We start from the raw sequence: 26,709 nt of genomic DNA, 5'->3' as shown, positions 1-26,709 counted from the left end.
ACCCTTCGGAGATGCTCCATGCGTAAACCGCTGATCGCCGCTACCCTCGGCATGTTGCTGCTGGCCGACCTGGCCCACGCGCAGACACTGGTGGCCACCAGCAATATCATCGTTCGCGCCTTCGGCCGTTCGATCGACTTCACATCCGACACCACCACCTCCATCCGCGATTCCAAAGTCGTGCGGGAAGCCCGCGACGACGCCGCCAGCTTCGTCGCCAGCCGTGGCGACATCCGCGGCGCCCAGCTGCAAGCCGCGTTCGACACGATCCGCCAGCGCGTGCCCGAGGCGCGCGATGCCAGCGACCAGGTGCTGGCCGAAGCCATCCTGTCGCTGTGAAGCGCGCGCGTGCCTGGCTGCTCGGCTGCGCTCTGACGCTACTCGGCACGCCCGCCCTGGCCGACCTGCGGCTCGAACTGCAGGCGGCCGGCCTTGACCCGCAACAGCAGCAGGCCACCCAGGCGCTGCTCGACGAGGCGCTGGCCAAACTCCCTCCTGCCTTCAAAACCCGCCTGGACCGCCGCGTGCAGGTTAGCTGGACCGACGCCATGCCCGCCGACGCCTACGGCCAGGCCTCGCCGGTCTCCACCCTGGAGCTCAACCGGCGCCTGCTGCCCGGCCTGGTCGACGGTAGCGCCGCCCGCGAGCAGACCCAGCGCCCCCACGGCACCGTACGCAACGAGTTGCTGGCCACCGTGCTGCACGAACTGACCCACATCTATGACCGCGCCCGCCTGTGGCCCGGCGCCGAGCGCCAGCTGATCGCCCGCTGCAAGCGCCAGGACAGCAGCCTGGGCAACGTCGGCCTGCCGGCACAGTGCCGCGGCCAGACCGAACGCCGTTTCACCCTGAGCGACGACCCGCGCCTGCTCGACCTGGCCGGCTGGCCGCAGTACGTCGGCCGCCGTGGCGAGCGCGAGCAACGCAACGGCCAACTGGTGCGCAGCCCTGACAGCTACGAGCTGAGCAGCCCCAAGGAATTCATCGCGGTCAACATGGAGTACTTTCTCCTCGACCCCAGCTACGCCTGCCGCCGACCGGCGCTGAGCCAGTACCTGCGCGAGCACTTCGGCTGGGCGCCGCAGCAGGAGGCCTGCGCCAAGGGCCTGCCGTTCCTCAACGCCGGCAACGACTTCGCCCGCCAACCGCTGGGCGAGATCGACCCGGAGCGGGTCTACGCGGTGGACTACCTGCTGGCCGAGGCCAACCAGAACTGGGTCAGCCGCTGGGGCCACAGCATGCTGCGCCTGGTGATCTGCGCCCCAGGCCGGCCACGCGGCCCGGATTGCCGCCTGGACCTCGACCAGCACCTGGTGCTGTCGTACCGCGCCTTCGTCAACGACGTGCAACTGTCCAGCTGGGACGGGCTGACCGGCGCCTACCCGTCGCGGCTGTTCGTACTGCCGCTGGGCCAGGTGATCGACGAGTACACCAAGACCGAACTGCGCAGCCTGGCCTCGATCCCGCTCAAGCTCGACCGCGCACAGATCGAGGACTTGGTGCGCCAGGCCGCCGAGATGCACTGGAGCTACGACGGCAACTACTACTTCCTGTCCAACAACTGCGCGGTGGAAACCCTCAAGCTGATGCGCAGCGGCACTGCTGACCAGCGTCTGGCCGACCTGGACAGCATCATGCCCAACGGCTTGCTGGAAGTGCTCAAGGGTCGCGGCCTGGCCGACACCAGCGTGCTCGACGACCCACGCGAGGCCCTGCGCCTGGGCTACCGCTTCGACTCCTACCGCGACCGCTACCAAGCGATGTTCGACGTGCTGAAAAAGCAGCTGCCGATCAAGCAGAACGCCGTGGAGGACTGGCTGGCCCTGGACGCCGAGCAGCGCCGTCCGTGGTTCCCCCAGGCCGACCTGCGCACCAGCGCCGCCTTGCTGCTGCTGGAGCAAGCCAGCCTGCGCCGCCAGTTGCTGCTGGCCCAGGACGAGGTCAAGCAACGCTACCTGAATGCCACGGCGTTGAAGGACGGCACGGTCGACAAGGCCAACGAGACGTTGCAGCAGATGCTCGCCAACAGCGGCTTCCTCAGCCGGCCGGCGGAGTTGCTCGACGCCCAGGGCTACGGGCTACCGCAGCCGCAGGAGCGGGTGCACCTGGAGAAGGTCAGCCAGGAGCGCCAGGCGCAGTTGCTGCGCTTGAGCACCGACCTGGACAAGGAAGTGCGGGCGCTGTTGGAGCCGAAGCGGGCCAAGGAGATTGCGGCGGTCGAAGCGAACGTCAAGCAGATCGGCGAGCATCTGCGGGCGTTGCACAAGGCGGCCGGGGGGTTGCAGTTGCCCTGATGGGGCTGTGCCAGCCCTATCGCGGGGCAAGCCCGCTCAAGGATAGGGGCATCACAGACGCTCCCCTAACTCCCCAGGCAGATCTTCATCCAGGTGCAGCCATGGCAACCGGCTGCCCACCCAGATATGCCGGTTGGGCCGCACCTGCTCCGGGTGGTCCAGCGTCGCCACCGTCACGTCGATGCTGTCCGGGCTGTGCAACGTGCTCAGCGCCACATGCGCCCCACAGCGTCCGCAGAAATACCGGCTGCAACTGGCCGGCGCCACGTAGCACTGCGGCGTGCCCGCCAACCAGCGGAAACCCTCGCGGGGCAGGGTGACCCAGGTCACCACCACACCGCCACTGACCCGCCGGCATATCGTGCAGTGACAATGGGCGACATCCGCCAGCCCACCCTCCAGGCGATAGCGCAGTGCACCGCAATGACACCCCCCTTCATGGACCTCAAGCATCGGAGCTACCTCCCGTCGCCTTCATCGAGGCGAAAGCTGGCTGAAAGCTTGCCCACCTAGGATAGCGTCACTACCGGCAGCAGACCGGTCAGCCAGGGCACGCGGAATCTTCCGCGCCCGGCCCAATCAACAACAACAATGGTGATACCGATGTTTTCCTGTGCCCGCCTTCCCGCAGTCCCCCTCCGGCTACCCCACGCGCAGCGCCTGACGCGCTGACCCGCCCCGAATCGTCCGTCCTTTCGCCGCGCCACGCCTGGAGTACCGCCATGCTGACTTTCCTTGGCTTTGCCATGGTCATCTCGTTCATGTACCTGATCATGACCAAGCGCCTTTCGGCCTTGATCGCCCTGATTCTGGTGCCGATCCTGTTCGCCCTGTTCGGGGGCTTCTACAGCAAGATCGGCCCGATGATGCTCGAAGGCATCAGCAAGCTCGCGCCCACCGGCGTGATGCTGATGTTCGCCATTCTCTACTTCGCCCTGATGATCGACTCCGGCCTGTTCGACCCGGCCGTGCGCAAGATCCTCAAGCTGGTCAAGGGCGACCCGCTGAAGGTGTCGGTCGGCACCGCGGTGCTGGCCCTGGTGGTCTCGCTCGACGGTGACGGCGCCACCACCTACATGATCTGCTGCGCCGCCATGCTGCCGCTGTACAGCCGCCTGGGCATGAGCCCGCGGATCATGGCCGGCCTGATCATCCTCGCCGGCGGCGTGATGAACATGACCCCCTGGGGCGGCCCCACCGCCCGCGCCGCCAGCGCTTTGCACGTGGACCCGTCGGACATCTTCGTGCCGATGATCCCGGCCATGGCCTTCGGCGTGCTGGCGATCCTCGCCATCGCCTATGTGTACGGCAAGCGTGAACGTGCCCGCCTGGGCGAACTGCACCTGCCCACCGACGACATCGACCACAGTGAAATCAGCGTGTCGCAGTTCCCCGAAGCGCGCCGGCCGAAGCTGATCTGGTTCAACGGCGCACTGACCGCCGCGCTGATGGCCGCGCTGATCGCCGGTGCGCTGCCGCTGCCGGTGCTGTTCATGATCGCCTTCAGCATCGCCATGATCATCAACTACCCCTGCCTGCAACAGCAGAAGGACCGCATCGCCGCCCACGCCGGCAGCGTGCTGGCGGTGACCGGGCTGATCTTCGCCGCGGGCATCTTCACCGGCATCCTGTCGGGCACCGGCATGGTCGAGGCGATGTCCAAGAGCCTGCTGGCGGTGATCCCGGAGGCGCTCGGCCCGTACCTGGCGGTCATCACTGCGATCGTCAGCATGCCGTTCACCTTCTTCATGTCCAACGACGCTTTCTACTACGGCGTGCTGCCGGTGCTGTCGGAAGCCGCTAGCCACTACGGCATCAGCCCGGTGGAAATGGCCCGTGCGTCGATCGTCGGGCAGCCGGTACACCTGCTCAGCCCGCTGGTACCCTCCACCTACCTGCTGGTGGCCCTGGCCGGTATCGAATTTGGCGATCACCAGCGCTTCACCCTCAAGTGGGCAGTGCTGGTGTGCCTGTGCATAATGCTCGCCGCGCTGCTGATGGGTATTTTCCCGTTGTTCAGCAGTCTGTAACAGCAGAGCATCCCACCGCGATGCGCCCTTCGCCCGGGCGCATCGCCTTTATCGTTCGAAGGAATACACATGGAATGGCTGACCAGCCCGGAAATCTGGGTTGCCTTTTTCACCCTCACCGCGCTTGAGATCGTGCTCGGGATCGACAACATCATCATGATCTCGATCCTGGTCAGCCGCATGCCCAAGCACCTGCAACCGCGCACGCGGATCTTCGGCCTGGCGCTGGCGATGGTCACACGCATCCTGCTGTTGCTGTCGATCACCTGGGTCATGCGCCTGACCGCCGACCTGTTCGTGGTGTTCGGCCAGGGCATCTCCGGGCGCGACCTGATCCTGTTCTTCGGCGGCCTGTTCCTGCTGTGGAAAAGCTCGCAAGAGATCTACCACGGCCTGGAAGGCGAGGACGAAAGCCAGGACGAGCCGAAGGGCGCGGGTGGCAAGTTCTTCTACACCATCATCCAGATCGCCATCATCGACATCGTGTTCTCGCTGGACTCGGTGATCACCGCGGTGGGCATGGTCTCCCATGTGCCGGTGATGGTGGCGGCGATCATCGTCGCGGTGCTGGTGATGATGCTCTGCGCGGGCACCATCAGCGATTTCATCGACAAGCACCCGTCGCTGAAGATGCTGGCGCTGTCGTTCCTGATCGTGGTCGGCACCGTGCTGATCGCCGAGGCGTTCGACGTGCATGTGCCGAAGGGCTACGTGTACTTCGCCATGGCGTTCTCGCTGGCGGTGGAGGCGATCAACATCCGCATGCGCACGGCGCTGGCGCGCAAGGAAGGCAAGGAGCACGATCCGGTGAAACTGCGCAAGGACATTCCGGGTCAGTAAGACCAGGTAGCGTGTGGAAAGGGCCCTTCGGGGCCTTTTTCGTTTGTCTGTGACGGCCCCGCGATAGGGCCCGAATGAACAACGCTGGCATTTATGACAGAAATGTTTCAAATAAATGCCCGCCATGCCAAGCTGGCGACAACCGCGCAAACCAACTAAAGCTTCAGTGAGCACTGAGAAAACCGCCCACCCCCGGGCCAGGCTCACGGCTTCACCCATTGGCCCCGCATGGGGCACGGCAACAAGGGGGTCTCGACCATGCTCACCCTGCTCAACCTGCTCTCCGCCGTGGCGTTGCTGGTGTGGGGCACGCACATCGTGCGCACCGGCATCCTGCGGGTGTATGGCTCGAACCTGCGCCGGGTACTCAGCCAGAACATGAACCGCCGGCCACTGGCGTTCGTCGCCGGCATTCTCGTCACGGCCATGGTGCAAAGCAGCAACGCCACCGCCATGCTGGTCACCTCGTTCGTCGGCCAGGGCCTGATGGCCATGACCCCGGCCCTGGCGATCATGCTCGGCGCCGACGTCGGCACCGCGCTGATGGCCCGGGTGCTGACCTTCGACCTTTCGTGGCTGTCACCGCTGCTGGTGTTCATCGGGGTGATCTTCTTCCTCTCGCGCAAGCAGACCCGCCTTGGCCAGATGGGCCGCGTGGCCATCGGCCTGGGCTTGATCATCCTGGCCCTGGAGCTGATCGTGCAGGCCGCCGCGCCGATCACCCACGCCCAGGGCGTGAAGGTGCTGTTCGCCTCGTTGACCGGTGACATCCTCCTCGACGCCTTGGTCGGCGCGCTGTTCGCCATGATTTCCTACTCCAGCCTCGCGGCCGTGCTGCTCACCGCCACCCTGGCCGGTGCCGAGGTGATCAGCCTGCCGGTGGCCATCGGCCTGGTGGTCGGCGCCAACATCGGCAGCGGCCTGCTGGCGTTCATCAGCACCAGCATGCAGAACGCCGCAGGCCGCCGCGTGGCACTCGGCAGCCTGCTGTACAAGCTGATCGGCCTGGTGTTGATCATCCCGGTGCTGCACCCGCTGGTGGAGTGGATGGACGCGCTGAGTTTCAGCCCGCAGGAGCTGGTGATCGGCTTCCACCTGCTCTACAACACCCTGCGTTGCCTGGTGATGCTGCCCACGGTCAAGCTCATGGGGCGGGTCTGCAACACCCTGCTGCCAGAGCGCGAGAACGGCAACGGCCAGGTCAAGCCACGCCACCTGGACCCTTCCGCCCTCGCCACGCCGAGCCTGGCGCTGGCCAACGCCGCGCGCGAAACCCTGCGCCTGGGCGATATCGTCGACAGCCTGCTCGAAGCCATGCTCGGCGCCCTGCGCGGCACCCAGACCGCCCTGCCGCAGCAGGTACGGGCGCTGGGCGAAGACGCCGAGGCGCTGTACAGCGCGATCAAGCTGTACCTGGCGCAGATGTCGCGCGAAGACCTCAGCGACCCGGAAAACCGCCGCTGGGCCGAAATCATCGAGCTGGCGATCAACCTCAAGCTGGCCAGCGACCTTATCGAACGCATGCTGCGCAAGGTGCAGCAACAGAAGACCTCGCAACGCCGCGAGTTCTCCCAGGTCGGCCTCGAGGAGCTGACCGGCCTGCAAGAGCAATTGCTGGCCAACCTGCGCCTGGGCCTGTCGGTGTTTCTCAGCGCCGACCCGCAAAGCGCCCACCTGCTGCTGCGCGAGAAGCGCCGCTTCCGCGCCCAGGAGCGGCGCCTGGCCCACGCCCATGTCAGCCGTTTGCAACGCAAAGTGGTGCAGAGTATCGAAACCAGTTCGCTACACTTGGAGCTGATCGCCGACATGAAGCGGTTGAACTCTTTGTTCTGCAGCAGTGCCTATGTGGTACTGGGCGGCTCCGATACCGGTGGGCTGATGCTCGACAGCGTGCCGGACGAAGCTCGCCTGCCCTGACGCGCCACCACCCAAGACCGCCCGGAAGCTCGCCCATGCGTTGCCTGACGTTCATTTGCCTTCTGCTGTGCAGCCTGCCTTCGCTGGCCCTCGACCGCTCGCGGGTCGAAGGCTACCTGCTGCCCAATGGCTTGCAGGTGATCCTCAAGTCCGGCTACGAGCGTGACCATGTGTCGATCCGCCTGGTGGTGGGCGTAGGCCTGGACGACTTCGACTGCGACCAGCGCGAGCTGCCGCACCTGCTCGAACACCTGCTGTTCAGCGGCATCGACGACACCGGCGAGGGCGGCCTGGAGGAGCGCATGCAAGCCCTGGGCGGGGAGTGGAACGCCTACACCAGCGGCGCCGACACCACCTTCGTCATCGAGGCCCCGGCACGCAACCAGCGCAAGGCCCTCGACCTGCTGCTGGCCGCGGTGCGCGACACGCGCATCGACAAAAAGGCCCTGGCCACCGCGAAGAAGATCATCGAACGCGAGGACGGCGGCCACTACGGCCACCTGCAACGCTGGCTCGACCGCCAGGACATCGGCCACCGCGCCAGCGACCAACTGGCGGTGGAGCTGGGCCTGAAGTGCCCGGAACGCTCGGACATCGACGACATGAGCCTGGCCCAGGTCAAGGCCCTGCGCGAGCACTTCTATGCCGCCAACAACATGAGCCTGATCGTCGTCGGCGGTCTCGACCGCCTGCTGCCGGCGTACCTGGAACGCACCTACGGCGAGCTGCCGGCCACCGAGCCGGGCGAGCGGCGCAACCTGGAAAGCATCACCCAGCAGGCCGAACAGCGCCGCGACCTGACCCGCGGCTGGCTGGGCGACAACGTCAAGCTGCACTGGCTGTTCATCGAGCCGGTGCTGGAGGAGGGCCACGACCAGACCCTGGAGCTGCTGTCGCGCTACCTCGACTGGGCGCTGTACGACCAGCTGCGCCTGCGCCACGGCTTGTCCTACGGCCCCTCGGCGCTGCGCGAAAGCTTCGGCGACAGCGGCATGCTCAGCCTCAACGCCGACCTGGAGCGTGGCGACGTGGACGAGGCGGTCAAGGTGCTGCAGCAGCTGTTCGAACACCTGAAGAAGCACGGCCTGGACCCGGACACCTTCGCCCGCCTGAAGGAGGCGGCCATCGCCCGGGAAAGCTGGACCACCCAGGGCAACAGCGCCTTGGCCGACTACTACTGGGGGGCGTTGAACGACTACAGCGAGGGCGCCTTCACCGACCCGATCCGCAAGCTGCGCCAGGTCAGCCTGAAGCAGGCCAACGAGGCCCTGCGCGCGCTGCTCAAGGAACCGGGCTACCTGCGCATCGAGCAGCCACTGCTGGGTTATGACGAACTGTACGGGTTGGTGGCCCTGGTGCTCGGGCTGAGCCTCGCCGTCGGTCTGCTGCGCCGCCGTCGCGCCAGCGGCGCTACACGCGAGGCCTGATTCGGCGGTATCCTGTGCGGGCCCTATCGCGGGGCAGTACCGTCACTCCCATCTCCCCCTGTCGTATACCCATGCCCCCCATACCCCACATCGTCCAGCGCGTGATCGAACTGCTCAAGCGCTACCCCGGCGTCATCGCCCTCTGCGGTTTCCTTTCCGGCATCGGCAGCTTCATCCTGGTCGACCGCCAAGCGGGCCTGGCCAGCTGGATCGCCATCCTGATGCTGGTCAGCTGGGTCTGGCTGATGTTCGAGAACGCGCTCACCGGCCTGTTCGCGCGCACCTTCAAGCGCGAGATCCCGCAGCCACTGCTGCGCTACGCGACGCAGATGATCCACCAGGAGAGCCTGTTCTTCGTCCTGCCGTTCTTCTTCATCACCACCACCTGGAACAGCGGCCAACTGGTGTTCACCGGCCTGCTCGGCGCCGCCGGCCTGATCTCCATCGTCGACCCGCTGTACTACAAGTGGCTGGCCCCACGGCGCTGGCTGTTCCTGGCGCTGCACACCCTGACCCTGTTCGCCGCGCTGCTCACCGCACTGCCGATCATCCTGCACCTGACCACCGCGCAAAGCTTCAAGCTGGCGCTGGTCGCGGCCATGCTGCTGTCGTTCCCGAGCCTGGCCACTAGCTTCCCGATCAACACCTGGCGCCGCGGCGTGGCCCTGGTGCTGGTGACCCTGGCGATCGGCGGCGGGGGTTGGCTGCTGCGCTCGTGGGTACCGCCCGCGACCCTGTGGATGACCGAGGTGGCGGTGAGCACCGAGGTGCTGAACCGCCAGCCGGGCGAGTCGCTGGATGAGATCGCCGCCAGCCGCATCCGCAGCAGCGGCCTGTACGCCTACACCGCGATCAACGCGCCACGCGGCCTGAACGAGCGCATCTACCACGTGTGGCAGCAGGACGGCAAAGAGGTCGACCGCATCGCCCTGGACATTCATGGCGGACGCAAGGAAGGCTACCGGGCCTGGACCCACAAGCAGAACTTCCCGCCGAACCCGGTGGGCAAGTGGCAGGTGCGAGTGTTGACCGAGGACGGCCAGGTGATCGGGGTGTTGCGCTTCAAGGTGGTGGAGGATGCGCCGGCGGGGTGAGGGTTCGGCGCCGCGTCGCCGCCATCGCGGGCTTGCCCCGCGATTGAGGCCATCGCCGCCGCAACAGGCTATGATCTGACCCACCGCCCCCGCGCCGAGTCAGAAGCATGGAGCCCAGCGCCACCCTCGACACCCGCCAGCAGCCGCCCTGCCTGCGCATCGCTGGCGACTGGACCCTGGCCCACTACACCCGCCTCAAGCGCGACAGCGAGCGCCTGCGCACGCAGTACGGCGACGACGCCATCGCCGACCTCAGCCAGCTAGGCCGCCTGGACACCGCCGGCGCCTCGCTGCTGGCCGAACTGCTGGGCGCCGAGCGCCTGTCGCACTGCACCGGCGAGCTTCCCGACGCCAGCCGCGCCCTGCTCAAGACCGTGTACTGCTCGCTGCAGGACTACTGCATCCCGGTCAAGGAAGCCGAGCGCCCGGTGCTGCTGCAACTGCTCGAACGCATCGGCCGCGCCGTCGACACCCTCTGGCAGGACACCCGGCAACTGCTCGGCTTCGTCGGCCTGATCATCGCCACCTTGGCGCGCCGCGCCCTGCAACCGCAGCGCTGGCGCGTCACCCCGGTGGTCGCGCACATCGAGCAGACCGGCCTGGACGCCGCCCCTATCGTCGCCCTGCTGACCTTCCTGGTCGGCGCGGTGGTGGCCTTTCTCGGCGCCACGGTGCTGGCCGACTTCGGCGCGACGATCTTCACCGTCGACCTGGTGGCGTTTTCCTTCCTGCGTGAGTTCGCCGTGCTGCTCACCGCCATCCTCATGGCCGGCCGCACCGCCAGCGCCTTCACCGCGCAGATCGGCTCGATGAAGGCCAACGAAGAGATCGACGCCATCCGCACCCTGGGCCTGAACCCCATCGAACTGCTGGTGGTGCCGCGCGTGCTGGCGCTGCTGATCGCCCTGCCGCTGCTGACCTTCGTGGCGATGCTCTGCGGCATCGTCGGCGGCGCGGTGGTGTGCGCGCTGTCGCTGGACATCCCGCCGGCGATGTTCCTCTCGCTGCTGCAGAGCGACATCGGTGTGCAGCACTTCCTGGTAGGGCTGGCCAAGGCGCCGTTCTTCGCTTTCCTGATCGCCGCCATCGGCTGCCTGGAAGGCTTCAAGGTCAGCGGCAGCGCCGAGTCGGTGGGGGCGCACACCACCTCCAGCGTGGTGCAGTCGATCTTCGTGGTCATCGTGCTGGATGCCGTGGCCGCGCTGTTCTTCATGGAGATGGGCTGGTGAGCGGGCAACCCGAGGCGGTGATCGAGGCCCGGGGCGTCTGCAACCGCTTCGGCAGCCAGAGCGTGCACGAGCACCTCGACCTGGACCTGTACAAGGGCGAGATCCTCGCCGTGGTCGGCGGCTCGGGCAGCGGCAAGTCAGTGCTGCTGCGCAGCATCGTCGGCCTGCGTCGGCCCAACGAAGGGCAGGTGAAGGTATTCGGCGAGGACCTGGCACGCCTGGACAACGAGCAGCGCTCGCAGGTGGAGCGGCGCTTCGGCGTGCTGTTCCAGAAGGGCGCGCTGTTCTCGTCGCTGACCATCACCGAGAACGTCGCCCTGCCGTTGATCGAGCACGCCGGGCTGTCACGCGCCGATGCCGAGCACCTGGCCGGGGTCAAGCTGGCCCTGGCCGGCTTGCCGATCAGCGCCGCCGAGAAGTACCCGGCGTCGCTGTCCGGCGGCATGATCAAGCGCGCCGCCCTGGCGCGCGCCCTGGCACTGGACCCGGACATCCTGTTCCTCGACGAGCCCACCGCCGGCCTCGACCCCATCGGCGCCGCCGCCTTCGACCAATTGATTCTCACCCTGCGCGATGCCTTGGGCCTGTCGGTGTTCCTCATCACCCACGACCTGGACACCCTCTACACCATCACCGACCGGGTGGCGGTGCTGTCGCAGAAGAAGGTGCTGGTGGCCGGGCCGCTGGCCGAGGTCGAGCGCACCGACGACCCCTGGATCCACGACTACTTCCACGGCCCGCGCGGGCGGGCCGCCGAACATGCCGCCAGCCTGGCGGGGCAGGAGCGATAACGATGGAAACCCGAGCGCATCACGTGCTGATCGGCCTGGTCACCGTCCTGGTGGTGGCCGCGGCCATGCTGTTCGGCCTGTGGCTGACCAAATCCAGCGTCGACGACGCCTTCAAGGACTACGAAGTGGTGTTCAACGAGGCGGTCTCGGGGCTGTCCCGGGGCAGCTCGGTGCAATACAACGGCATCAAGGTCGGCGACGTCACCACCTTGCGCCTCGACCCGCAAGACCCGCGCCGGGTGCTGGCGCGCATCCGCCTGAGCGGCGACACGCCGGTCAAGGAGGACACCCAGGCCAAGCTGACCCTGGCCGGGGTCACCGGCACCTCATTCATCCAACTCAGCGGCGGCACGCCGCACAGCCCGGAGCTCAAGGGCAAGGACGGCAAGCTGCCGGTGATCGTCGCCTCGCCGTCGCCGATCTCGCGGCTGCTCAACGACAGCAGCGACCTGGTGACCAACATCAACCTGCTGCTGCACAACGCCAACCAGATGTTCTCCGAGGGCAACATCACCCGCCTGAGCAACACCCTGGCGAACCTGGAGCAGACCACCGGCGCCTTCGCCAGCCAGAAGGGCGGTATCGCCCAGGCCATCGAGCAACTGGCCCAGGTCGGCAAGCAGGCCAACGCCACCCTGGCCGAAACCCAGGCGCTGATGCGCAACGCCAACAACCTGCTCGGCGGCGAAGGCAAGCAGGCGATCGGCAGCGCCGAGCAGGCCATGCGGTCGCTGGCCGACAGCAGCGCGACCATCAACGACCTGCTCAAGCACAACCGCGAAGCCCTCGACGACGGCGCCCAGGGCCTGAACCAGCTGGCCCCGGCGATCCGCGAACTACGCGAAACCCTCAACGCCCTCAAGGGCATCTCCCGACGCCTGGAGGCCGACCCCAGCGGCTACCTGCTGGGCCGCGACCCGAACAAGGAGTTCCAGCCATGAGGCCGCTTCGCCTTCTCGCCCTGGGCGCCGCGCTGAGCCTGGCCGGCGCCTGCTCGATCCTGCCGCAGAGCGAACCGGTGGACATCTACCGCCTGCCGGTGAACCAGGCCAGCCGCAGCGCCACGCCGCTGGACTGGTCGCTGCGCCTGAACAAGCCGCTGGCCAGCGAGGCCCTGGCCGGGCCGCGCATCGCCGTGATCCCCCAGGGCGACGTGCTCAGCAGCTACAAGGGCGCGCGCTGGAGCGACCCGGTGCCGCTGTTGCTGCGCAACCGCCTGCTCGACGGTTTCCAGCGTGATGGCCGGGTGCAGCGCCTGAGCGCCGACGACAGCAACCTGCAAGCCGACTACGAGCTGGCCGGCGAGCTGCAGGCATTCCAGAGCGAGTACCGGGCGGGGGGCGTCGAGGTGGTGATCCGCTATGACGCTCGGCTGGTGCAGGGGCGCAACCAGCGCATCCTCGCCAGCCAGCGCTTCGAGGTGCGCCGGCCCCTGGGCGGTACCCAGGTGCCAGCGGTGGTCAGCGGCTTCGGTGCGGCCAGCGACCAACTGGCGGCACAGGTGGTGGACTGGACCGTGGCCCAGGCCGCGCAGGCTCAGGCGAAGAACCAGTAGCAGACGAAGATCGCCGCGATCACCCCGCAAAGCTCCGCCAGCAGGGCGCAGCCCACGGCGTGGCGCACACGCTGGATGCCGACCGCGCCGAAGTACACCGCCAGCACGTAGAAGGTGGTTTCGGTGCTGCCCTGGATGGTCGCTGCCACCAGCGCCGGGAAGCTGTCGACGCCGTGGGTTTGCATGGTCTCGATCAGCATGGCCCGCGCCGCGCTGCCTGAGAACGGCTTGACCAGCGCGGTGGGCAGGCCCTCGACGAAGCGGGTGTCCATGCCCATCCATTCGACCGTGTGACGGATGCCGTCCAGTGCCAGTTCCAGCGCCCCGGAAGCGCGCAGCACGCCGACCGCGCAGAGCATGGCGACCAGGTACGGCAGCAAGCCCTTGGCCACGTCGAAGCCTTCCTTGGCGCCTTCGACGAAGGCTTCGTACACCTTCACCCGGCGCAGCGCGCCGATCACCAGGAACAGCATGATCACCCCGAACAGGGTGAGGTTGCCGAGGAGCGACGACAGGCTGGCCAGCGCCGCCGCCGAGAGGGTGCCGAGGAACGCCATGAAGCCGCCCAGCAGCAGGGCGCCGGGGATCAGGTAGGCGAGCACCACCGGGTCCCACAGGCGCAGGCGCTGCATCACCGCGACCGACAGCAGGCCCACCAGGGTCGAGGCGCTGGTGGCCAGGAGAATCGGCAGGAACACCAGGGTCGGGTCGGTGGCGCCTTGTTGGGCGCGGTACATGAAGATGGTGACCGGCAGCAGGGTCAGCGACGAGGCGTTGAGGACCAGGAACAGGATTTGCGCGTTGCTCGCGGTGGTGCTGCTGGGGTTGAGCTCTTGCAGGGCGCGCATGGCCTTCAGGCCGATGGGTGTGGCGGCGTTGTCCAAGCCCAGGCCATTGGCGGCGAAGTTCATGGTGATCAGGCCCAGGGCCGGGTGGCCGGGCGGCACTTCGGGCATCAGGCGGGCGAACAGTGGGCCGAGCACCTTGGCCAGCCATTCGACGATGCCGGCCTGTTCAGCGATTTTCAGGAAGCCCAGCCAGAGGGTGAGGGTGCCGAACAGCAGGACCATGACCTCCACCGAGAGCTTGGCCATGGCGAAGATGCTCTCGACCATCGCGGCGAAGATGCCGGCATTGCCACCGACCAGCCACTGGGCGAAGGCGGAGATGGCTGCCACCAGGAAAAAACCGAGCCATAGGCCGTTTAGCATCCGTGTGTTCCCCCATGAAAAATGCCCCGGATGATAGCGCATCCGGGGCCTGGCTGGAGATTGCGGGCGAGGGCTGCGCCCCGCGATGGGCCCTCGCAGGCAACAAAAAGCCCCGACGAATCGAGGCTTTTCGCTTCAGCGCATCCGGCTCACTGCTTGGCGGCCTCGCCCACCACCACAGCGTCCTTGTTGCTCTTTTCCAGCACCAGCGAGCGGTAGTACGCCTCGCCTTTCTCGGCGTCGTACATCCCCTGCCACTTGGCGATGACCACCGCCGCCAGGGCGTTACCCACCACGTTCAGCGCGGTACGGGCCATGTCCATGATGCGGTCCACACCGGCGATGAACGCCAGGCCTTCCAGCGGAATGCCCACGCTGCCCAGGGTGGCCAGCAGCACCACGAAGGAAACGCCCGGCACACCGGCGATGCCCTTGGAGGTGACCATCAGGGTCAGCACCAGCAGCAGTTGCTGGCTCCACGACAAGTCGATGCCGTACAGCTGGGCGATGAAGATCGCCGCGATGCTCTGGTACAGGGTCGAGCCGTCGAGGTTGAACGAATAGCCGGTCGGCACCACGAACGAGCAGATCGACTTCGGCGCACCGTATTTCTCCATCTTCTCGATCACGCGCGGCAGCACGGTTTCGGAGCTGGAGGTGGAGTACGCGAGGATCAGCTCGTCCTTCATGATGCGCATGATCTTGATGATCGAGAAGCCGAACACGCGCGCCACCAGGCCCAGCACCATGAAGGCGAAGAAGGCGATGGCGAAGTACACCAGCAGCACCAGCTTGGCCAGCGGCAGCAGCGAGGCGAAGCCGAAGTTGGCGACGGTCGCGGCGATCAGGGCGAACACGCCGATCGGGGCGTAGTTCATGATCATGTGGGTGACCTTGAACATGGTCTCCGACACGCCCTGGAAGGTCCGCACCAGCGGCTCGCGCAGGTCGGCGTTGAGGCTCGACAGGCCCATGCCGAACATCACCGAGAAGAAGATGATCGGCAGCATCTCGCCACGCATCAGCGCCGCGAAGATGTTCGACGGGATCAGGTTCAGCAGCGTCTCGATGAACGCATGCTCATGCTGCACCTCAGCCGCGGTGGCCTGGTACTTGGAGATATCGACGGTGCCCAGGGTGCTCATGTCGATGCCGGCGCCTGGGTGGAACACGTTGGCCAGCACCAGGCCGACAACGATGGCGAGGGTGGTCACCACCTCGAAGTAGAGGATGGTCTTCAGGCCAATGCTGCCCAGTTTCTTCGCGTCGCCAACCCCGGCGATACCCACGATCAGCGACGAAATCACGATCGGGACAACGATCATCTTGATCAGGCGAATGAAGATGTCGCCAGCGGGCTGGAGGACGTTACTGATCCACCATGCCTTTTCCGCACTGAAATGATTCAGCAGCGCGCCGACCGCAACACCCAGTACCAGACCGATGACGATCTGCCAGGCGAGGCTAAGTTTTGCCTTCTTCATGTCATTACCTTTGTTGTAGTGGTCATTGGGAACCGGACCGAAAAGCGCGTCCCAGAGCCTTTGGCAACGTCACGGGCAGCGTTTGGCTTCCGTCCGGCGACCCCTTCGAAGGTCACCGCGAGCGAGCGAACGAACGCTCGGCCAGCGAAAAAAGGCGGCAACTATTGCGACGTGGAGGGGGGCAGTCTAATGCCGTAAACGAGTAGCCCATGCCGAATCGGCATGATGCAACCCGTTAAAAACGCACCGCCCCAGGGCGCGTGATTTCATTGTTCGGATTTCCGAACAAGACCAAAGCGCCATATTTAGGCAGAAACGACGGTATTCGCTCGGGTGTATGGATGGCGTGTTCGACAATCCGAATGGCTGAAATGACACCTGGAGAAGGTGTTGCGGGAGGGGAAAAAATTTCGATGTACGGTTACGTCAAAATGTGTCTCGAAGGAAAGAAGCTACAAGGAAGGACGAATCGCCTTACATAGATGCTTCGGAAGTCAGGTCAGCTTTAGGTGCCTTTCCGACACGACTGACCTGAAACTTCCGATGCCATCTCACCTGACCCAGCCCATTGCGGAGGTACTCCCTGTACCCCTAGGCCACTCCGACCCTACAACAGTCAGAACAGCCCGGCCCCTTGGTCATGTGCCGCCCGTCCTCGGGGCGGCGCATCATAGAAGCCTGAACGATAGATAGGTTCAGCTTCTATATCGTGACAGCGCGCCACCGTTGGTCAGTACCAATTCGGGTCGCGCTTCAACTGTTCTTGCAGCAGGGTCTTCATGCCGTCGTCCGGCTTGCCCAGCCAGCGGTAATCCGCGTGGCGGGTCGGCGACTTGTCCGACGGCAGGCCTTCGGGCACTTCCACGAGCATCCCGTAGGCTTTGTCCTTGTCCCAACTGAACGCCACGATCAACCGCTTGTAGGTGCACTTGTCGTCCGCTTCACACAGCGGACCGACCAGGAACTTGTCGCCATCCTCCATGACCGCCGACATCTGCTGTGGGGAACTGCCACTGAGGTTGATCACCCATTCCGGCAGGCGCTCTTCCTTTTTGATCGTCGATTGCCAGGTTTCCCGGTAGTCGGGGTCCGAGCCCAACAACTGGTTGGCCCGGACCTGGCCATCATTGGCCGCCATCGCCACCGAACCACCGCCCAACAGCAGGGCGGTGGCCAGGGCGGTACGAAGCATCCTGCTCATCGTCAACCTCTACCGCGTCCGAAGAAGAAGGAAGCCACGAACAGCACCAGGAAGACGATGAACAGGATCTTCGCGATACCGGTAGCGGCGCCGGCGATACCACCGAAGCCCAACACAGCGGCGATGATGGCGATGATCAGGAATGTGATTGCCCAACTCAGCATGGTGGTTCTCCTTTCTTTTTTGGGATCGAGCGTTTCAGCGAGGGATCAGCGCCGGGCTCAGAACACCCAGCGCTGCTGGGGAACGATGCTTTCCACCGTGCCCGGCGCGGTTTTGGCCACCGGCAGTGGCTGGGTGGCCTTGACCAGCGTGTTGGCACGAGTCGCCTGGAACTGGGTCAACAATGCAGTCTGCGCCGCCACCTGGTCGGCCAGGCGAGCGGTCTGCCAGCTGTGGTACGCCTGGCCAGCGGCCAGGGTCAGCAGCAGCGCCATGCCCAGGTACAGGAACTGGTGAACGGGCAGTGCGGCGATCTGCGGGCGGTTGACGGATTGGCGGTTCATGCCGGCTCCTCCTGCTGTACTTGTTATCCAAACCTGGGAGGATCATTGCAGCCTGCGTGCCAGCCTTTTTCTTTCAAAAAAGTATTTAAAAATCAATAACTTAATAAAAATACCGAAGCGCCTTGAGGACGTATCCTGCACGATGGCCCTCGGCGCCTCGTGCGTTTTGCACGATTCATCCCTCGACCTTGATCGCTACACGCAACATGTCGGCGTCCACACCCCGCACACCGACGATCTGCCGGGCGATCTCCTGGGCAATGGTCTTTTGCTCGCTGCTCACCACCTCGCCCGACAGCCGCACCACGCCTTCGGCGCTGGCGACCTTGATGTTCAGGCCATCCAGGTTGCGGCTGTAGCGGTAGCTGGCCTGGATCTTGTCGACGATCCAGCGGTCGCTGGGCTGCGCAGCGCTGGACGCGTCGACTGGCGTCTCTCGGGCCTTGGCCAACGCAGCGGAATCCAGGCTGACGAGGTTGTTGACCAGATAGACCCCGTCGCTGGTGCGCGCCAACACCCCGGCCAGTTCCTTGGCCTCGATGCTGTCGACCCGCCCACGCAGGGTTACCACGCCTTCGCGGCTCTCGACCTCGATGGGCGAGCGCTCGGTGACCCGGCTCCACAACAGGCGAGCACGGATGATCGCGGTGAGGGTGGCGTCCTCCAGGCGCTGGGCATAGGCGCGCCGTTCCAGGGCTTGCTCCACCAGCTCGGCGTTGACCTGTAGCTGGTTGTCCACCTGCTCGACACCGCGGGTGGCCAGCGCCACGCGCTCGGCAAGCTCGCGCTCCACCACGTTCTCCACTTCGCCGCCAAGACGCGCCCGCGTACCGTCGACCGTGACCTCGATGCGGAACGGGTTGAGCACCTTGTTGAGCGACAGTGCGGTCTGCAAGGCGCCCTCGAGGCGGGCGTCCTGCAGCGGATCGGCGAACGCGGGTGTGAGTACCGCGCACAGGCTGGCGGCCAACAGCGTGGCCTTCGGGATGACAGGCATGGCGCCTTCTCCTTTTGACTGACAAAGCCAGAGACCGTCGCAACCTGCGTGCCAGCCTGAAATTTCTCACTAACTCCTTATATTTCAATCTGTTAGCCAATAACGGACGCAGCAGCTAGCATGCAAAGGACGGAATCCTTCAGAATCGACCATGCAACTTGCCCGATTTTTCCGACACTAATTGAGATCATTCCCAAAGGAGCGCAGGAAAAATGGAATCAGCCCAGGACAACCAAGGCCGCATTCTGCTGGTGGACGATGAGTCCGCCATCCTGCGCACCTTCCGTTACTGCCTCGAGGATGAAGGCTACAGCGTCGCCACCGCCAACAGCGCGGCCCAGGCCGAGGCGCTGTTGCAACGCCAGGTGTTCGACCTGTGCTTCCTCGACCTGCGCCTGGGTGAGGACAACGGCCTCGATGTGCTGGCACAGATGCGCATCCAGGCACCGTGGATGCGCGTGGTGATCGTCACCGCCCACTCGGCGATCGACACGGCGGTCGATGCCATCCAGGCCGGCGCTGCCGATTACCTGGTCAAGCCGTGCAGCCCCGACCAACTGCGCCTGGCCACTGCCAAGCAACTGGAGGTGCGCCAGTTGTCGGCGCGCCTGGAAGCCCTCGAAGGCGAGGTGCGCAAACCCAAGGACGGCCTCGACTCGCACAGCCCGGCGATGATGGCAGTGCTGGAAACCGCGCGGCAGGTGGCGACCACCGATGCCAACATCCTCATCCTGGGTGAATCCGGCACCGGCAAGGGCGAGCTGGCCCGCGCCATCCACGGCTGGAGCAAACGCGCGCGCAAGGCCTGCGTGACCATCAATTGCCCGTCGCTGAACGCCGAACTGATGGAAAGCGAGCTGTTCGGCCACACCCGCGGCGCCTTCACCGGGGCCAGCGAGAGCACTCTGGGGCGCGTCAGCCAGGCCGACGGCGGCACGCTGTTTCTCGACGAGATCGGCGATTTTCCACTGACTTTGCAGCCTAAATTGCTGCGCTTCATTCAGGACAAGGAATACGAGCGAGTCGGCGACCCAGTCACCCGCCGCGCCGACGTCCGCATCCTTGCGGCGACCAACCTCAACCTCGAAGAGATGGTGCGCGAAAGCCGCTTCCGTGAAGACCTGCTGTACCGCCTCAACGTCATCACCCTGCACCTGCCCCCCCTGCGTGAACGCAGCGAAGACATCCTCACCCTGGCCGAGCGCTTCCTCGCCCGCTTCGTCAAGGAATACGCGCGGCCGGCCCGGGTGTTCAGCGATGAGGCGCGCACCGCGCTGCTCAACTACCGCTGGCCAGGCAACATCCGCGAACTGCGCAACGTGGTCGAGCGCGCGAGCATCATCTGCCCGCAGGAGCGTGTGGAGATCAGCCACCTGGGCATGGGCGAGCAACCCGCGGGCAATGCGCCACGGGTCGGCGCCGCACTGAGCCTGGACGAGCTCGAACGCGCGCACATCGGCGCGGTGCTGGCCGCCAGCGACACCCTCGACCAGGCTGCCAAGACCCTGGGCATCGATGCCTCCACCCTGTACCGCAAGCGCAAGCAGTACAACTTATGAGGTGGCCGCCCATGAAGCTGCGCACACGGTTGTTCCTCAGCATTTCGGCGCTGGTCACCGTGGCGCTGCTGGGGCTGCTGCTGGGCTTGTTCAGCGTGTTGCAGATGGCCACGATGCAGCAAGCACTGGTGCGCGACACCACCCACACCCTGGAAGTGGGGCTCAAGCTTCGGCAGAACCTGGGCGAGCAGTTGAACTTGATGCTCGATGAGGACACCGACCCCAAAAGCCTTGTCAGCTTGCAGGACAGCTTCCAGCACCTGCTCAACGATGGCCTGGAGCAAGGTGGTGAACGCACCGGCTTCAGCAAGGCCAGCAGCAACTACGCGGCGTTTCTCCAGGCTTACCGCGAAAGCCCGGCGCCCGCCCACAGCATGGGCCTGGAGCAGCCGCTGGGCGCCGCCTTCAACCAAGTGCGCATTGACCTGATCGACTCGCACAAGCAGGCCCTCGAGCACATCACCCAGAGCGAAGTGCGCGCCCGCGACCGGGCGCTGCTGATCAGCGGCGCCCTGGGCCTGATGGGCCTGGCGGTGCTGGTGCTGGGCTTCATCACCGCACACAACATCGCCCGCCGCTTCGGACAGCCGATCGAAGCCCTGGCCAAGGCGGCCGATCAGGTCGGGCAGGGCAATTTCGATGTAACCCTGCCGGTGACCCAGGCCACCGAGCTGAACCAGCTGACCCGCCGCTTTGGCCTGATGGCCGATGCCCTGCGCAAGCACCAGGCCACCAACGTCGATGAACTGCTGGCTGGCCAACAGCGCTTGCAAGCGGTACTCGACAGCATCGACGACGGCCTGCTGATCATCGACCGCCAAGGCCACCTGGAACACCTCAACCCCGTGGCCCAGCGCCAGCTGGGGTGGGACGCCAGCCGAGTGGGCAGCGGCCTGGCCGAGGCGTTGCAGCGCCCGGAGCTGGAACAGCAGTTGCGCCAGGTCCTGCGCGGCGGCAGCCTGGACCGCGCACCGGACGACCTGAGCATCGAGGTGGACGAGGAAACCCGCTTGCTGACCTACAGCCTGACCCCGGTCAGCCACCCCCAAGGGCCGATCCTCGGGGCGGTGATGGTGTTGCACGACGTCACCGAGCAGCGCGCCTTCGAGCGGGTGCGCAGTGAGTTCGTGCTGCGTGCCTCCCATGAGCTGCGCACGCCGATCACCGGCATGCACATGGCCTTCGGGTTGCTGCGCGAGCGGGTGAAGTTTGCGCCCGAGGCGCGTGAGAACGACCTGGTGGAGACCATCGGCGAGGAGATGCAGCGCCTGACCCAATTGATCAACGACCTGCTGAACTTCTCGCGTTACCAGAGCGGCCTGCAAAAGCTCGAGCTGGCGCCGTGCAACATCGACGAGCTGCTGGAACGCGCCCAGGCGCGGTTCGCCGAGCCGGCGGCGGAAAAGCGGATCGAGCTGGTCAAGGCACTGGAGCCACCCCTGCCGCACATCCAGGCCGACCTCGCCCAGCTTGAACGGGTGCTGGACAACCTGCTGCACAACGCCATCCGTCACACCGCCAACGGTGGGCGCATTCGCCTGTCGGCGCGGCGGCACGCCGAGCGGGTGATCGTCAGCGTCGAGGACAACGGCGAGGGGATCGCCTATGGGCAGCAGGGGCGCATCTTCGAACCGTTCGTGCAGGTGGGGCGCAAGAAAGGCGGCGCAGGGCTGGGGTTGGCGCTGTGCAAGGAGATCGTGCAGTTGCACGGCGGGCGGATGGGGGTGTTTTCACGTCCGGGGCAGGGGACGCAGTTCTACATGGCCTTGCCGGTCTAGGTGGCTGTGTCGGCGCTGTCGCGGGGCAAGCCCCCGCAGGTCCCCCGCTGGCCTCGAATTCAGCGGAATGCCTGTGGGGCTTGACCCGCGAGAGGGCCGGCAATGACACAACCAACCCTCAAGGCTCATCATCGATTCGCCGCGCGCCCATCCGCCGCCCCCGGGTAATCAGCTCGGCGAACTGCCGCGCGTTCAACGGGTGGGCGAACAACCAGCCCTGCCCATAGTTCACCCCTTCACTGTTGAGCAGCACCGCCTGGTCCTCGCACTCGATACCTTCGGCGATCACCCGCAGGTGCAGGTCGTGGGCCATGCGAATGATGTGCGGGGCCACGCCACTGCTGGCGGCGTCATGGCCCAGCGCGTCGATGAACGCCTTGTCGATCTTCAGGCAATCCACCGGCAGCGTCTGCAAGTAGGCCAGGCTGCAATAACCGGTGCCGAAATCATCGATCAGCACCTGGTGCCCGACGTTGCGCAGGGCTTGCAGGTTGTCGCGCGCCACCACCACGTCGATCAGCCCGCGCTCGGTGACCTCGAAGGCGATCTGGCTCGCCGAGACCCGGTGGTGGGCCAACAGCCGCGCCGCGACCCGGCCAATGCGCGGCACCATGACGTCGCAGGCCGCGAGGTTCACCGAGATGTACAGGTGACGGTTGGCCCTCAGCAGCTGGCCCAGTTGCTCCAGCACCCGTTGCAGCACGAAGTCGGTGATCTGGCGGATCTGCCCGGTGTTCTCGGCCAGCGGGATGAACAGCTCGGGGCTGGTCAGCGTGCCGTCTGGCCGTCGCCAGCGCACCAGGGCCTCGGCGCCGACGCAGCGGCGGCTGTCGAGTTCGAAGATCGGCTGGTACAACACCTGCAACTCGCCCCGGCGCAGCGCCTGCTGCAGCTCCGAGCTCATCGAGCGGCGCTGCAGGATCAATTGCAGCACCAGCCAGCCGATACAACAGGCCAGCAGCAAGCTGCCGGGGAACAGCAACCAGAGCATGCCGTTCATCTTCAGCGGCAGGCTCGCGCGGGGCGCGATCAGCACCAGTTGGTAATCCGGCGACTTGGTCGGCATGCGGTAGATGAGGCGGTCGCTGAGCTCCAGCAGCGCCTTGTGCGACGGCGGCGGCCAGTCGGCGACCGGAGGCCAGGGCTGGGCGGGGCCGAGCACCGGGATGGCGCGGGTGCCGTGGTCGAGGACGACCAGCAGGCTGCCGCCGGGGGGCAGGTCGACCACATCGGTGAGGTGCCCGCGCGAGGTCGAGACCAGGAACTTGCCACGGCCCAGCATCAGTGCGGCGAGGTTTTCGTTGGGTTCGGTGGTGGTGTTGAGCCAGTAGCTATAGGTGGGGCCCTGGATGTCCGGGGCGCGCAGCGGCTCCATCACCCGTTCGCCACCACGCGTGGAGCACGTCACGGGGCCGTCCACGTAGGCGGCCTCGTAGACGAAGCGGTAGCTCAGGCTCACCTGCTGCAAGGCGGCCAGCATCGCCGGATCGCAACCGCGCAAGGGTTGTGCCTGCAACTGGTCGACACCTTCGCGCAACTGGCCGAACACCTGCTCCAGGCGCTCCAGGAAGCGCTCGCCACGGGCGTTCATCTGTGCGCTCTCGCTCTGCTTCATCTGTTGCAGGGTCACGCCGAAGCTGGCGGCCAGCAGCAACGCGGCGCTGGCCAGGGCCACCAGCGAGGCCAGCGTCCAGGGGCGGTAGAATAATTGGCGCACGGAGGCGATGAAGGCAGACATGCAGGGCATCCAGTTGAATATAAAAGGTATAGCAACTGGATGGCGGATCGGCTTGGCCGTTGAGCGGGGGTCGAAGGGTTATGATGTTCTTACGGGCCCGATCACGGGGCCCGGCTGAACACCTCAGCGCTGACTGTTAAGCACCTGCAACAGGGCAGCCGTCTGCGCATCCGGCTGCCCATCGAAGCGTTGCGGCCGGAAGCGCATCTGGAACGCCGCGATCACATGCCGCGTGGCCACATCCAGCTCGCCATTCTGCTCGATGGCATAGCCGAACCGCGCCAACTGCTGCTGGTACCAGAGGATGCCCGGTGGGTTGGCCCCGAAATACACCTGCTGGCGCGCCACCGCGGCGGCGTCCGGCCAGATACCCAGCCCGGCGTCGGCCAACCGCTTCCACGGGAACAGCGGCCCCGGGTCGAGCTTGCGCAGCGGCGCGATATCACTGTGCCCGATGATGTGGCGCGGCTCGATGTTGTTGCGCTTGACGATGTCCCGCAGCAAGGCGATCAGCGCCTGTACCTGCGCCTCGCTGTAGGGGTGCCAGAGGCGGCCGTTGGGTGTGTCGGTGTAGCCCGGATTGACGATCTCGATGCCGATGGAGCTGGAGTTGAGCCAAGTGCGCCCCTGCCACTGGCTTTCGCCGGCGTGCCATGAGCGACGGTTTTCGTCCACCAGTTGGTAGACCGTGGCGTTGCGGTCGTCGCCGATCAGGTAGTGGCTACTGACCTCGCCATGGGTCAGCAGTGCCAGCGAGCGCTCCAGCGAGGCGTTGGTGTAGTGCACGACGACGAACTGGATGCGGCTGTCCTGGTTGGCCGAAGTGTGGCTGCGGTCGATGCGCAGGCCGCTGGAACAACCGGCCAGGGCCAGCAGGAGGAGAGCGGTAAAGAGTGTTTTCATCAAGGGGCGGCACGTATTCTGGTCGATGACAGCGCTACAGTATAACGTGCTACCCGGCCAGGCGCAGGCCGAAAGCTTACCGCCTGGCGACAGCGTCTAACCCTGCTCGACGCGGTTGCGGCCCAGGTCCTTGGCGCGGTACAGGGCTTCGTCGGCGCGCTTGAGCACCTGGTCGCCGCGCTCACCGGTGCGGAACGCGCTGACGCCGATGGACGTGGTGATCACCACCCGCTCGCCCTTGAAATGGAATGGGCAGGCCTCGACCGCCGCGCGCAGGGCCTCGGCGACCTGCAGGGCGGCAGGGGGCGAGGTTTGCGGCAACAGCAGGACGAACTCCTCGCCGCCGAAGCGGGCGATGAAGTCACGCCCACGCAGGCGCTTGCGCAGTTGCTCGGCGACGATCTTCAGCACCTTGTCGCCGGCCAGGTGGCCGTAGCTGTCGTTGATGCGCTTGAAGTGGTCGAGGTCGAGAATCGCCATCGCCAGGTGGCCGCCGTTTTCCTGCCAGTCGAGCACTTCCTGCTCCACCCGCTCGGACCACGCCGCGCGGTTGGGCAGGCCGGTGAGCGGGTCGACCAGCGCCTTCTGGCGCTGCTCCTCCAGGTGTTCGCGGTAGCCAAGAGCCTCCTGCTCCATGCTCGCCACGCGCTCGGCCAAGCCCTGCAAGCGCCCCGCCAGCTCCTGCTCACGGCGGTCGCGCTCGTGCTGGTGTTCGTCCATGGTGCCCAGCAGGCCTTCGAGGCGGTTTTCCAGAATGTGCTTGAGGCTGTCGAGGTCGGCGGCGCCCTGCACGCTGCTCTGCAGGCCGTCGACCTGCTCGCGCAGTTGGTTGTCCAGGTCGCGGGCGGCGGACGTATTGTCGGCATGGCCGGCGCTGGCTTCCTGCAAGTGGCTCTGGAAGGTTTCCAGACGCTCGTTGAGCTGTTGCAGGTAGACCTCGAACTCGTGCTGGCCGCTGTCAGTGATCGCCAGCATGAGCACGGCCAGGTCGTCGAGCACGGGGATCAACTCGTACCAGTTCAGCCCACGCGACACCCGTTCGCGCATCTCCAAGGCCTGGGCCTTGTGACGCTCGGGCAGGCTGAGGTCGTCGAGCAGGCTGATCAGGGTCTGCTCGATGTGTGCGGCGACGGTGCTGTAGGGCGGCTCGGCGGCGTCGGGCAGGGCATAGGGGCCGTCTTCATCCACCGGCTCGGTTTCAAGCTCGGGGCTAGCCTCGGCTTCGGGCTCCTCGGCGGCGGGCGCCTCCTCGACCGGCGGGGCAGGCGCATCGGGCACTTCGGGCACGGGGCTGTCCTGCGGGGCAGGTACGGAGGGCTCGGCCGGCGAGGGCGCTTCAACCACGGCGACGATTTCAACCGGTGCGGCTGGCGGCAGCGGCTGCAGCTCGTCCACATCGGCACATGGCGCGGCGGCTTGCGGCGCCGGCGCAGCCGGCCGCATCGGCTCGGCGACCGGCTGGGGCGGTGCGCGCTCCATCACCCGCTCTGCCACGGGCTCGGCCACGGCCTGCGTTGGCACCACCCGCGCAGGCTCCGGCTCGAGCGACGCCTGCGGGTCGGCCTCGCGCCCGCCAAACAGGCGCTGGAGCAGGCCTGGCCGGCTCTCTTCCTCCGGGCTGCGCAGCGACGACAGCGCCCGCCCCTGCAAACCGCTGAGCTCGCCGAGCAGCGGCGGCAACTCGCGCGACTGGCTGACGCCGCCGTCGAGCTTCTTCGCCAACTTCTTCAGCGGGCGCGCCACCTCGCCCGGCAACGGCAGGCCCTGCAACTGGCTGACCAGCGCAGTCAGCGCGTCACTGACCTGGTTCATGCGGGTTTCACGGCGCTGCTCGGAATCCAGCACGGCCTTTTCCAGGCGCGGGATCAGCCCGGCCAGGCCGGCGTCCATGCTGTCGCTGCGGATGACCTCGCGCATTTCCTTCATGCACTGGTCGACTACCTTGTCGCTGCCCTCGGCCGCCAGGGTGCTGCGCACCAGGCCGCGACGCAGCAGGTCGAGGCGCGCTTCCCAGCGCCGCTCGAGCTTTTCCTGCCGCTCGATGCTTTTTAGGTATTTTTCTTTCCAGCGCTCGGCTTCGTCGGTCATGCGTGGACCCGCAGGTGAGGCAGCTAATGGGCGGTGAATACTGGGTTTCGGCGAGAAGCGCGAAGTC

Annotated in this window: 23 protein-coding genes; 13 read left to right on the top strand and 10 right to left on the bottom strand. The window is 66.1% G+C overall.

Annotation, left to right across the window (positions count from 1 at the left end; genetic code table 11):
* Positions 1–18 precede the first annotated feature (18 nt).
* Together P0Y43_RS22965 and P0Y43_RS22960 are read left to right on the top strand one after the other, a co-directional pair.
* Positions 19–339, top strand: a complete 321-nt coding sequence (locus tag P0Y43_RS22965; RefSeq protein ID WP_275639555.1) for a DUF2388 domain-containing protein — start codon at positions 19–21, stop codon at positions 337–339.
* The gene (locus P0Y43_RS22960; RefSeq protein ID WP_275639554.1) at positions 336–2,294 is read left to right on the top strand and encodes a DUF4105 domain-containing protein; all 1,959 of its coding nucleotides are present in this window, start codon (positions 336–338) and stop codon (positions 2,292–2,294) included. The genes P0Y43_RS22965 and P0Y43_RS22960 overlap by 4 nt, the downstream gene beginning before the upstream one ends.
* Positions 2,295–2,345: 51 nt before the next feature.
* On the opposite strand, the gene P0Y43_RS22955 is transcribed toward P0Y43_RS22960, so the two are convergent.
* Positions 2,346–2,747: a GFA family protein gene (locus P0Y43_RS22955; RefSeq protein WP_275639553.1), complete on the bottom strand. Its 402-nt coding sequence runs from the start codon at positions 2,745–2,747 to the stop codon at positions 2,346–2,348.
* Positions 2,748–3,016: 269 nt separating this feature from the next.
* Here P0Y43_RS22955 and P0Y43_RS22950 point away from each other — a divergent pair, with 269 nt between their 5' ends.
* The 9 genes from P0Y43_RS22950 (at position 3,017) to P0Y43_RS22910 (ending at position 13,177) form a co-directional block, all read left to right on the top strand.
* Complete coding sequence (locus tag P0Y43_RS22950) at positions 3,017–4,324, top strand: CitMHS family transporter (RefSeq protein WP_275639552.1); 1,308 nt, start codon at positions 3,017–3,019, stop codon at positions 4,322–4,324.
* A 69-nt stretch (positions 4,325–4,393) separates the two neighbouring features.
* Positions 4,394–5,164 (top strand): TerC family protein, encoded by a 771-nt coding sequence (locus tag P0Y43_RS22945; protein ID WP_275639551.1) that lies wholly within the window; start codon positions 4,394–4,396, stop codon positions 5,162–5,164.
* Between the two features lie 258 nt (positions 5,165–5,422).
* Positions 5,423–7,081: a Na/Pi cotransporter family protein gene (locus tag P0Y43_RS22940; RefSeq protein WP_275639550.1), complete on the top strand. Its 1,659-nt coding sequence runs from the start codon at positions 5,423–5,425 to the stop codon at positions 7,079–7,081.
* 35 nt (positions 7,082–7,116) lie between these two features.
* Positions 7,117–8,508, top strand: coding sequence for a M16 family metallopeptidase (locus P0Y43_RS22935; RefSeq protein ID WP_275639549.1), 1,392 nt, complete (start codon positions 7,117–7,119; stop codon positions 8,506–8,508).
* 71 nt (positions 8,509–8,579) lie between these two features.
* A complete protein-coding gene (locus tag P0Y43_RS22930; RefSeq protein ID WP_275639548.1) occupies positions 8,580–9,602 on the top strand; it encodes a DUF5924 family protein in 1,023 nt (340 codons plus the stop codon).
* Between the two features lie 107 nt (positions 9,603–9,709).
* Positions 9,710–10,831, top strand: coding sequence for an ABC transporter permease (locus tag P0Y43_RS22925; protein WP_275639547.1), 1,122 nt, complete (start codon positions 9,710–9,712; stop codon positions 10,829–10,831).
* Complete coding sequence (locus P0Y43_RS22920; protein WP_275639546.1) at positions 10,828–11,622, top strand: ABC transporter ATP-binding protein; 795 nt, start codon at positions 10,828–10,830, stop codon at positions 11,620–11,622. Before P0Y43_RS22925 ends, P0Y43_RS22920 begins: the two co-directional genes overlap by 4 nt.
* Positions 11,623–11,624: 2 nt before the next feature.
* On the top strand, positions 11,625–12,563 hold the full coding sequence (locus P0Y43_RS22915) for an MlaD family protein (RefSeq protein WP_275639545.1): 939 nt from the start codon (positions 11,625–11,627) through the stop codon (positions 12,561–12,563).
* Positions 12,560–13,177, top strand: a complete 618-nt coding sequence (locus P0Y43_RS22910) for an ABC-type transport auxiliary lipoprotein family protein (protein WP_275639544.1) — start codon at positions 12,560–12,562, stop codon at positions 13,175–13,177. Before P0Y43_RS22915 ends, P0Y43_RS22910 begins: the two co-directional genes overlap by 4 nt.
* Here the strand turns inward: P0Y43_RS22910 and P0Y43_RS22905 are convergent.
* The 6 genes from P0Y43_RS22905 to P0Y43_RS22880 all read right to left on the bottom strand — a co-directional run bounded on the left by P0Y43_RS22905 (position 13,159) and on the right by P0Y43_RS22880 (position 18,576).
* Entirely contained in the window at positions 13,159–14,388 is a 1,230-nt protein-coding gene (locus P0Y43_RS22905) for a nucleoside recognition domain-containing protein (RefSeq protein ID WP_275639543.1), read from the bottom strand. The genes P0Y43_RS22910 and P0Y43_RS22905 overlap by 19 nt on opposite strands.
* 149 nt (positions 14,389–14,537) lie before the next feature.
* Entirely contained in the window at positions 14,538–15,872 is a 1,335-nt protein-coding gene (gltP, locus tag P0Y43_RS22900) for a glutamate/aspartate:proton symporter GltP (RefSeq protein ID WP_275639542.1), read from the bottom strand.
* 730 nt (positions 15,873–16,602) lie between these two features.
* Positions 16,603–17,073, bottom strand: coding sequence for an inhibitor of vertebrate lysozyme family protein (locus P0Y43_RS22895; RefSeq protein ID WP_275639541.1), 471 nt, complete (start codon positions 17,071–17,073; stop codon positions 16,603–16,605).
* Positions 17,074–17,075: 2 nt separating this feature from the next.
* Entirely contained in the window at positions 17,076–17,237 is a 162-nt protein-coding gene (locus P0Y43_RS22890) for a DUF1328 domain-containing protein (protein ID WP_008092060.1), read from the bottom strand.
* Positions 17,238–17,294: 57 nt separating this feature from the next.
* Entirely contained in the window at positions 17,295–17,579 is a 285-nt protein-coding gene (locus tag P0Y43_RS22885; protein ID WP_275639540.1) for a hypothetical protein, read from the bottom strand.
* Between the two features lie 175 nt (positions 17,580–17,754).
* On the bottom strand, positions 17,755–18,576 hold the full coding sequence (locus tag P0Y43_RS22880) for a BON domain-containing protein (protein WP_275639539.1): 822 nt from the start codon (positions 18,574–18,576) through the stop codon (positions 17,755–17,757).
* 212 nt (positions 18,577–18,788) lie between these two features.
* Between P0Y43_RS22880 and algB the strand changes: the two genes are divergently transcribed.
* Positions 18,789–20,135: a sigma-54-dependent response regulator transcription factor AlgB gene (gene algB, locus P0Y43_RS22875; protein ID WP_275639538.1), complete on the top strand. Its 1,347-nt coding sequence runs from the start codon at positions 18,789–18,791 to the stop codon at positions 20,133–20,135.
* Positions 20,132–21,913 (top strand): KinB sensor domain-containing domain, encoded by a 1,782-nt coding sequence (locus tag P0Y43_RS22870; RefSeq protein ID WP_275639537.1) that lies wholly within the window; start codon positions 20,132–20,134, stop codon positions 21,911–21,913. Before algB ends, P0Y43_RS22870 begins: the two co-directional genes overlap by 4 nt.
* Before the next feature lie 118 nt (positions 21,914–22,031).
* Here P0Y43_RS22870 and P0Y43_RS22865 read toward each other — a convergent pair whose 3' ends face one another.
* The 3 genes from P0Y43_RS22865 to P0Y43_RS22855 form a co-directional block, all read right to left on the bottom strand.
* Entirely contained in the window at positions 22,032–23,651 is a 1,620-nt protein-coding gene (locus P0Y43_RS22865; protein ID WP_275639536.1) for an EAL domain-containing protein, read from the bottom strand.
* 123 nt (positions 23,652–23,774) lie between these two features.
* A complete protein-coding gene (locus tag P0Y43_RS22860; protein ID WP_275639535.1) occupies positions 23,775–24,554 on the bottom strand; it encodes an N-acetylmuramoyl-L-alanine amidase in 780 nt (259 codons plus the stop codon).
* A 96-nt stretch (positions 24,555–24,650) separates the two neighbouring features.
* Entirely contained in the window at positions 24,651–26,642 is a 1,992-nt protein-coding gene (locus P0Y43_RS22855) for a diguanylate cyclase (RefSeq protein ID WP_275639534.1), read from the bottom strand.
* Positions 26,643–26,709: the final 67 nt, after the last annotated feature.

Origin of the sequence: Pseudomonas entomophila (assembly GCF_029193575.1) — a bacterium.
GTDB lineage: Bacteria > Pseudomonadota > Gammaproteobacteria > Pseudomonadales > Pseudomonadaceae > Aquipseudomonas > Aquipseudomonas entomophila_G.
The sequence above is the reverse complement of the archived record's forward strand: the minus strand, read 5'-3'. Positions and strand labels throughout refer to the sequence as shown.

Excerpts from the sequence above, each read along its gene's own strand:
- P0Y43_RS22965 (WP_275639555.1), top strand. The coding sequence starts at position 19 with ATGCGTAAACCGCTGATCGCCGCTACCCTCGGCATGTTGCTGCTGGCC.
- P0Y43_RS22955 (WP_275639553.1), bottom strand. The coding sequence starts at position 2,747 with ATGCTTGAGGTCCATGAAGGGGGGTGTCATTGCGGTGCACTGCGCTAT.
- P0Y43_RS22950 (WP_275639552.1), top strand. The coding sequence starts at position 3,017 with ATGCTGACTTTCCTTGGCTTTGCCATGGTCATCTCGTTCATGTACCTG.
- P0Y43_RS22945 (WP_275639551.1), top strand. The coding sequence starts at position 4,394 with ATGGAATGGCTGACCAGCCCGGAAATCTGGGTTGCCTTTTTCACCCTC.
- P0Y43_RS22940 (WP_275639550.1), top strand. The coding sequence starts at position 5,423 with ATGCTCACCCTGCTCAACCTGCTCTCCGCCGTGGCGTTGCTGGTGTGG.
- P0Y43_RS22935 (WP_275639549.1), top strand. The coding sequence starts at position 7,117 with ATGCGTTGCCTGACGTTCATTTGCCTTCTGCTGTGCAGCCTGCCTTCG.
- P0Y43_RS22930 (WP_275639548.1), top strand. The coding sequence starts at position 8,580 with ATGCCCCCCATACCCCACATCGTCCAGCGCGTGATCGAACTGCTCAAG.
- P0Y43_RS22925 (WP_275639547.1), top strand. The coding sequence starts at position 9,710 with ATGGAGCCCAGCGCCACCCTCGACACCCGCCAGCAGCCGCCCTGCCTG.
- P0Y43_RS22915 (WP_275639545.1), top strand. The coding sequence starts at position 11,625 with ATGGAAACCCGAGCGCATCACGTGCTGATCGGCCTGGTCACCGTCCTG.
- P0Y43_RS22910 (WP_275639544.1), top strand. The coding sequence starts at position 12,560 with ATGAGGCCGCTTCGCCTTCTCGCCCTGGGCGCCGCGCTGAGCCTGGCC.
- P0Y43_RS22905 (WP_275639543.1), bottom strand. The coding sequence starts at position 14,388 with ATGCTAAACGGCCTATGGCTCGGTTTTTTCCTGGTGGCAGCCATCTCC.
- gltP (WP_275639542.1), bottom strand. The coding sequence starts at position 15,872 with ATGAAGAAGGCAAAACTTAGCCTCGCCTGGCAGATCGTCATCGGTCTG.
- P0Y43_RS22895 (WP_275639541.1), bottom strand. The coding sequence starts at position 17,073 with ATGAGCAGGATGCTTCGTACCGCCCTGGCCACCGCCCTGCTGTTGGGC.
- P0Y43_RS22890 (WP_008092060.1), bottom strand. The coding sequence starts at position 17,237 with ATGCTGAGTTGGGCAATCACATTCCTGATCATCGCCATCATCGCCGCT.
- P0Y43_RS22885 (WP_275639540.1), bottom strand. The coding sequence starts at position 17,579 with ATGAACCGCCAATCCGTCAACCGCCCGCAGATCGCCGCACTGCCCGTT.
- P0Y43_RS22880 (WP_275639539.1), bottom strand. The coding sequence starts at position 18,576 with ATGCCTGTCATCCCGAAGGCCACGCTGTTGGCCGCCAGCCTGTGCGCG.
- algB (WP_275639538.1), top strand. The coding sequence starts at position 18,789 with ATGGAATCAGCCCAGGACAACCAAGGCCGCATTCTGCTGGTGGACGAT.
- P0Y43_RS22870 (WP_275639537.1), top strand. The coding sequence starts at position 20,132 with ATGAGGTGGCCGCCCATGAAGCTGCGCACACGGTTGTTCCTCAGCATT.
- P0Y43_RS22865 (WP_275639536.1), bottom strand. The coding sequence starts at position 23,651 with ATGTCTGCCTTCATCGCCTCCGTGCGCCAATTATTCTACCGCCCCTGG.
- P0Y43_RS22860 (WP_275639535.1), bottom strand. The coding sequence starts at position 24,554 with ATGAAAACACTCTTTACCGCTCTCCTCCTGCTGGCCCTGGCCGGTTGT.
- P0Y43_RS22855 (WP_275639534.1), bottom strand. The coding sequence starts at position 26,642 with ATGACCGACGAAGCCGAGCGCTGGAAAGAAAAATACCTAAAAAGCATC.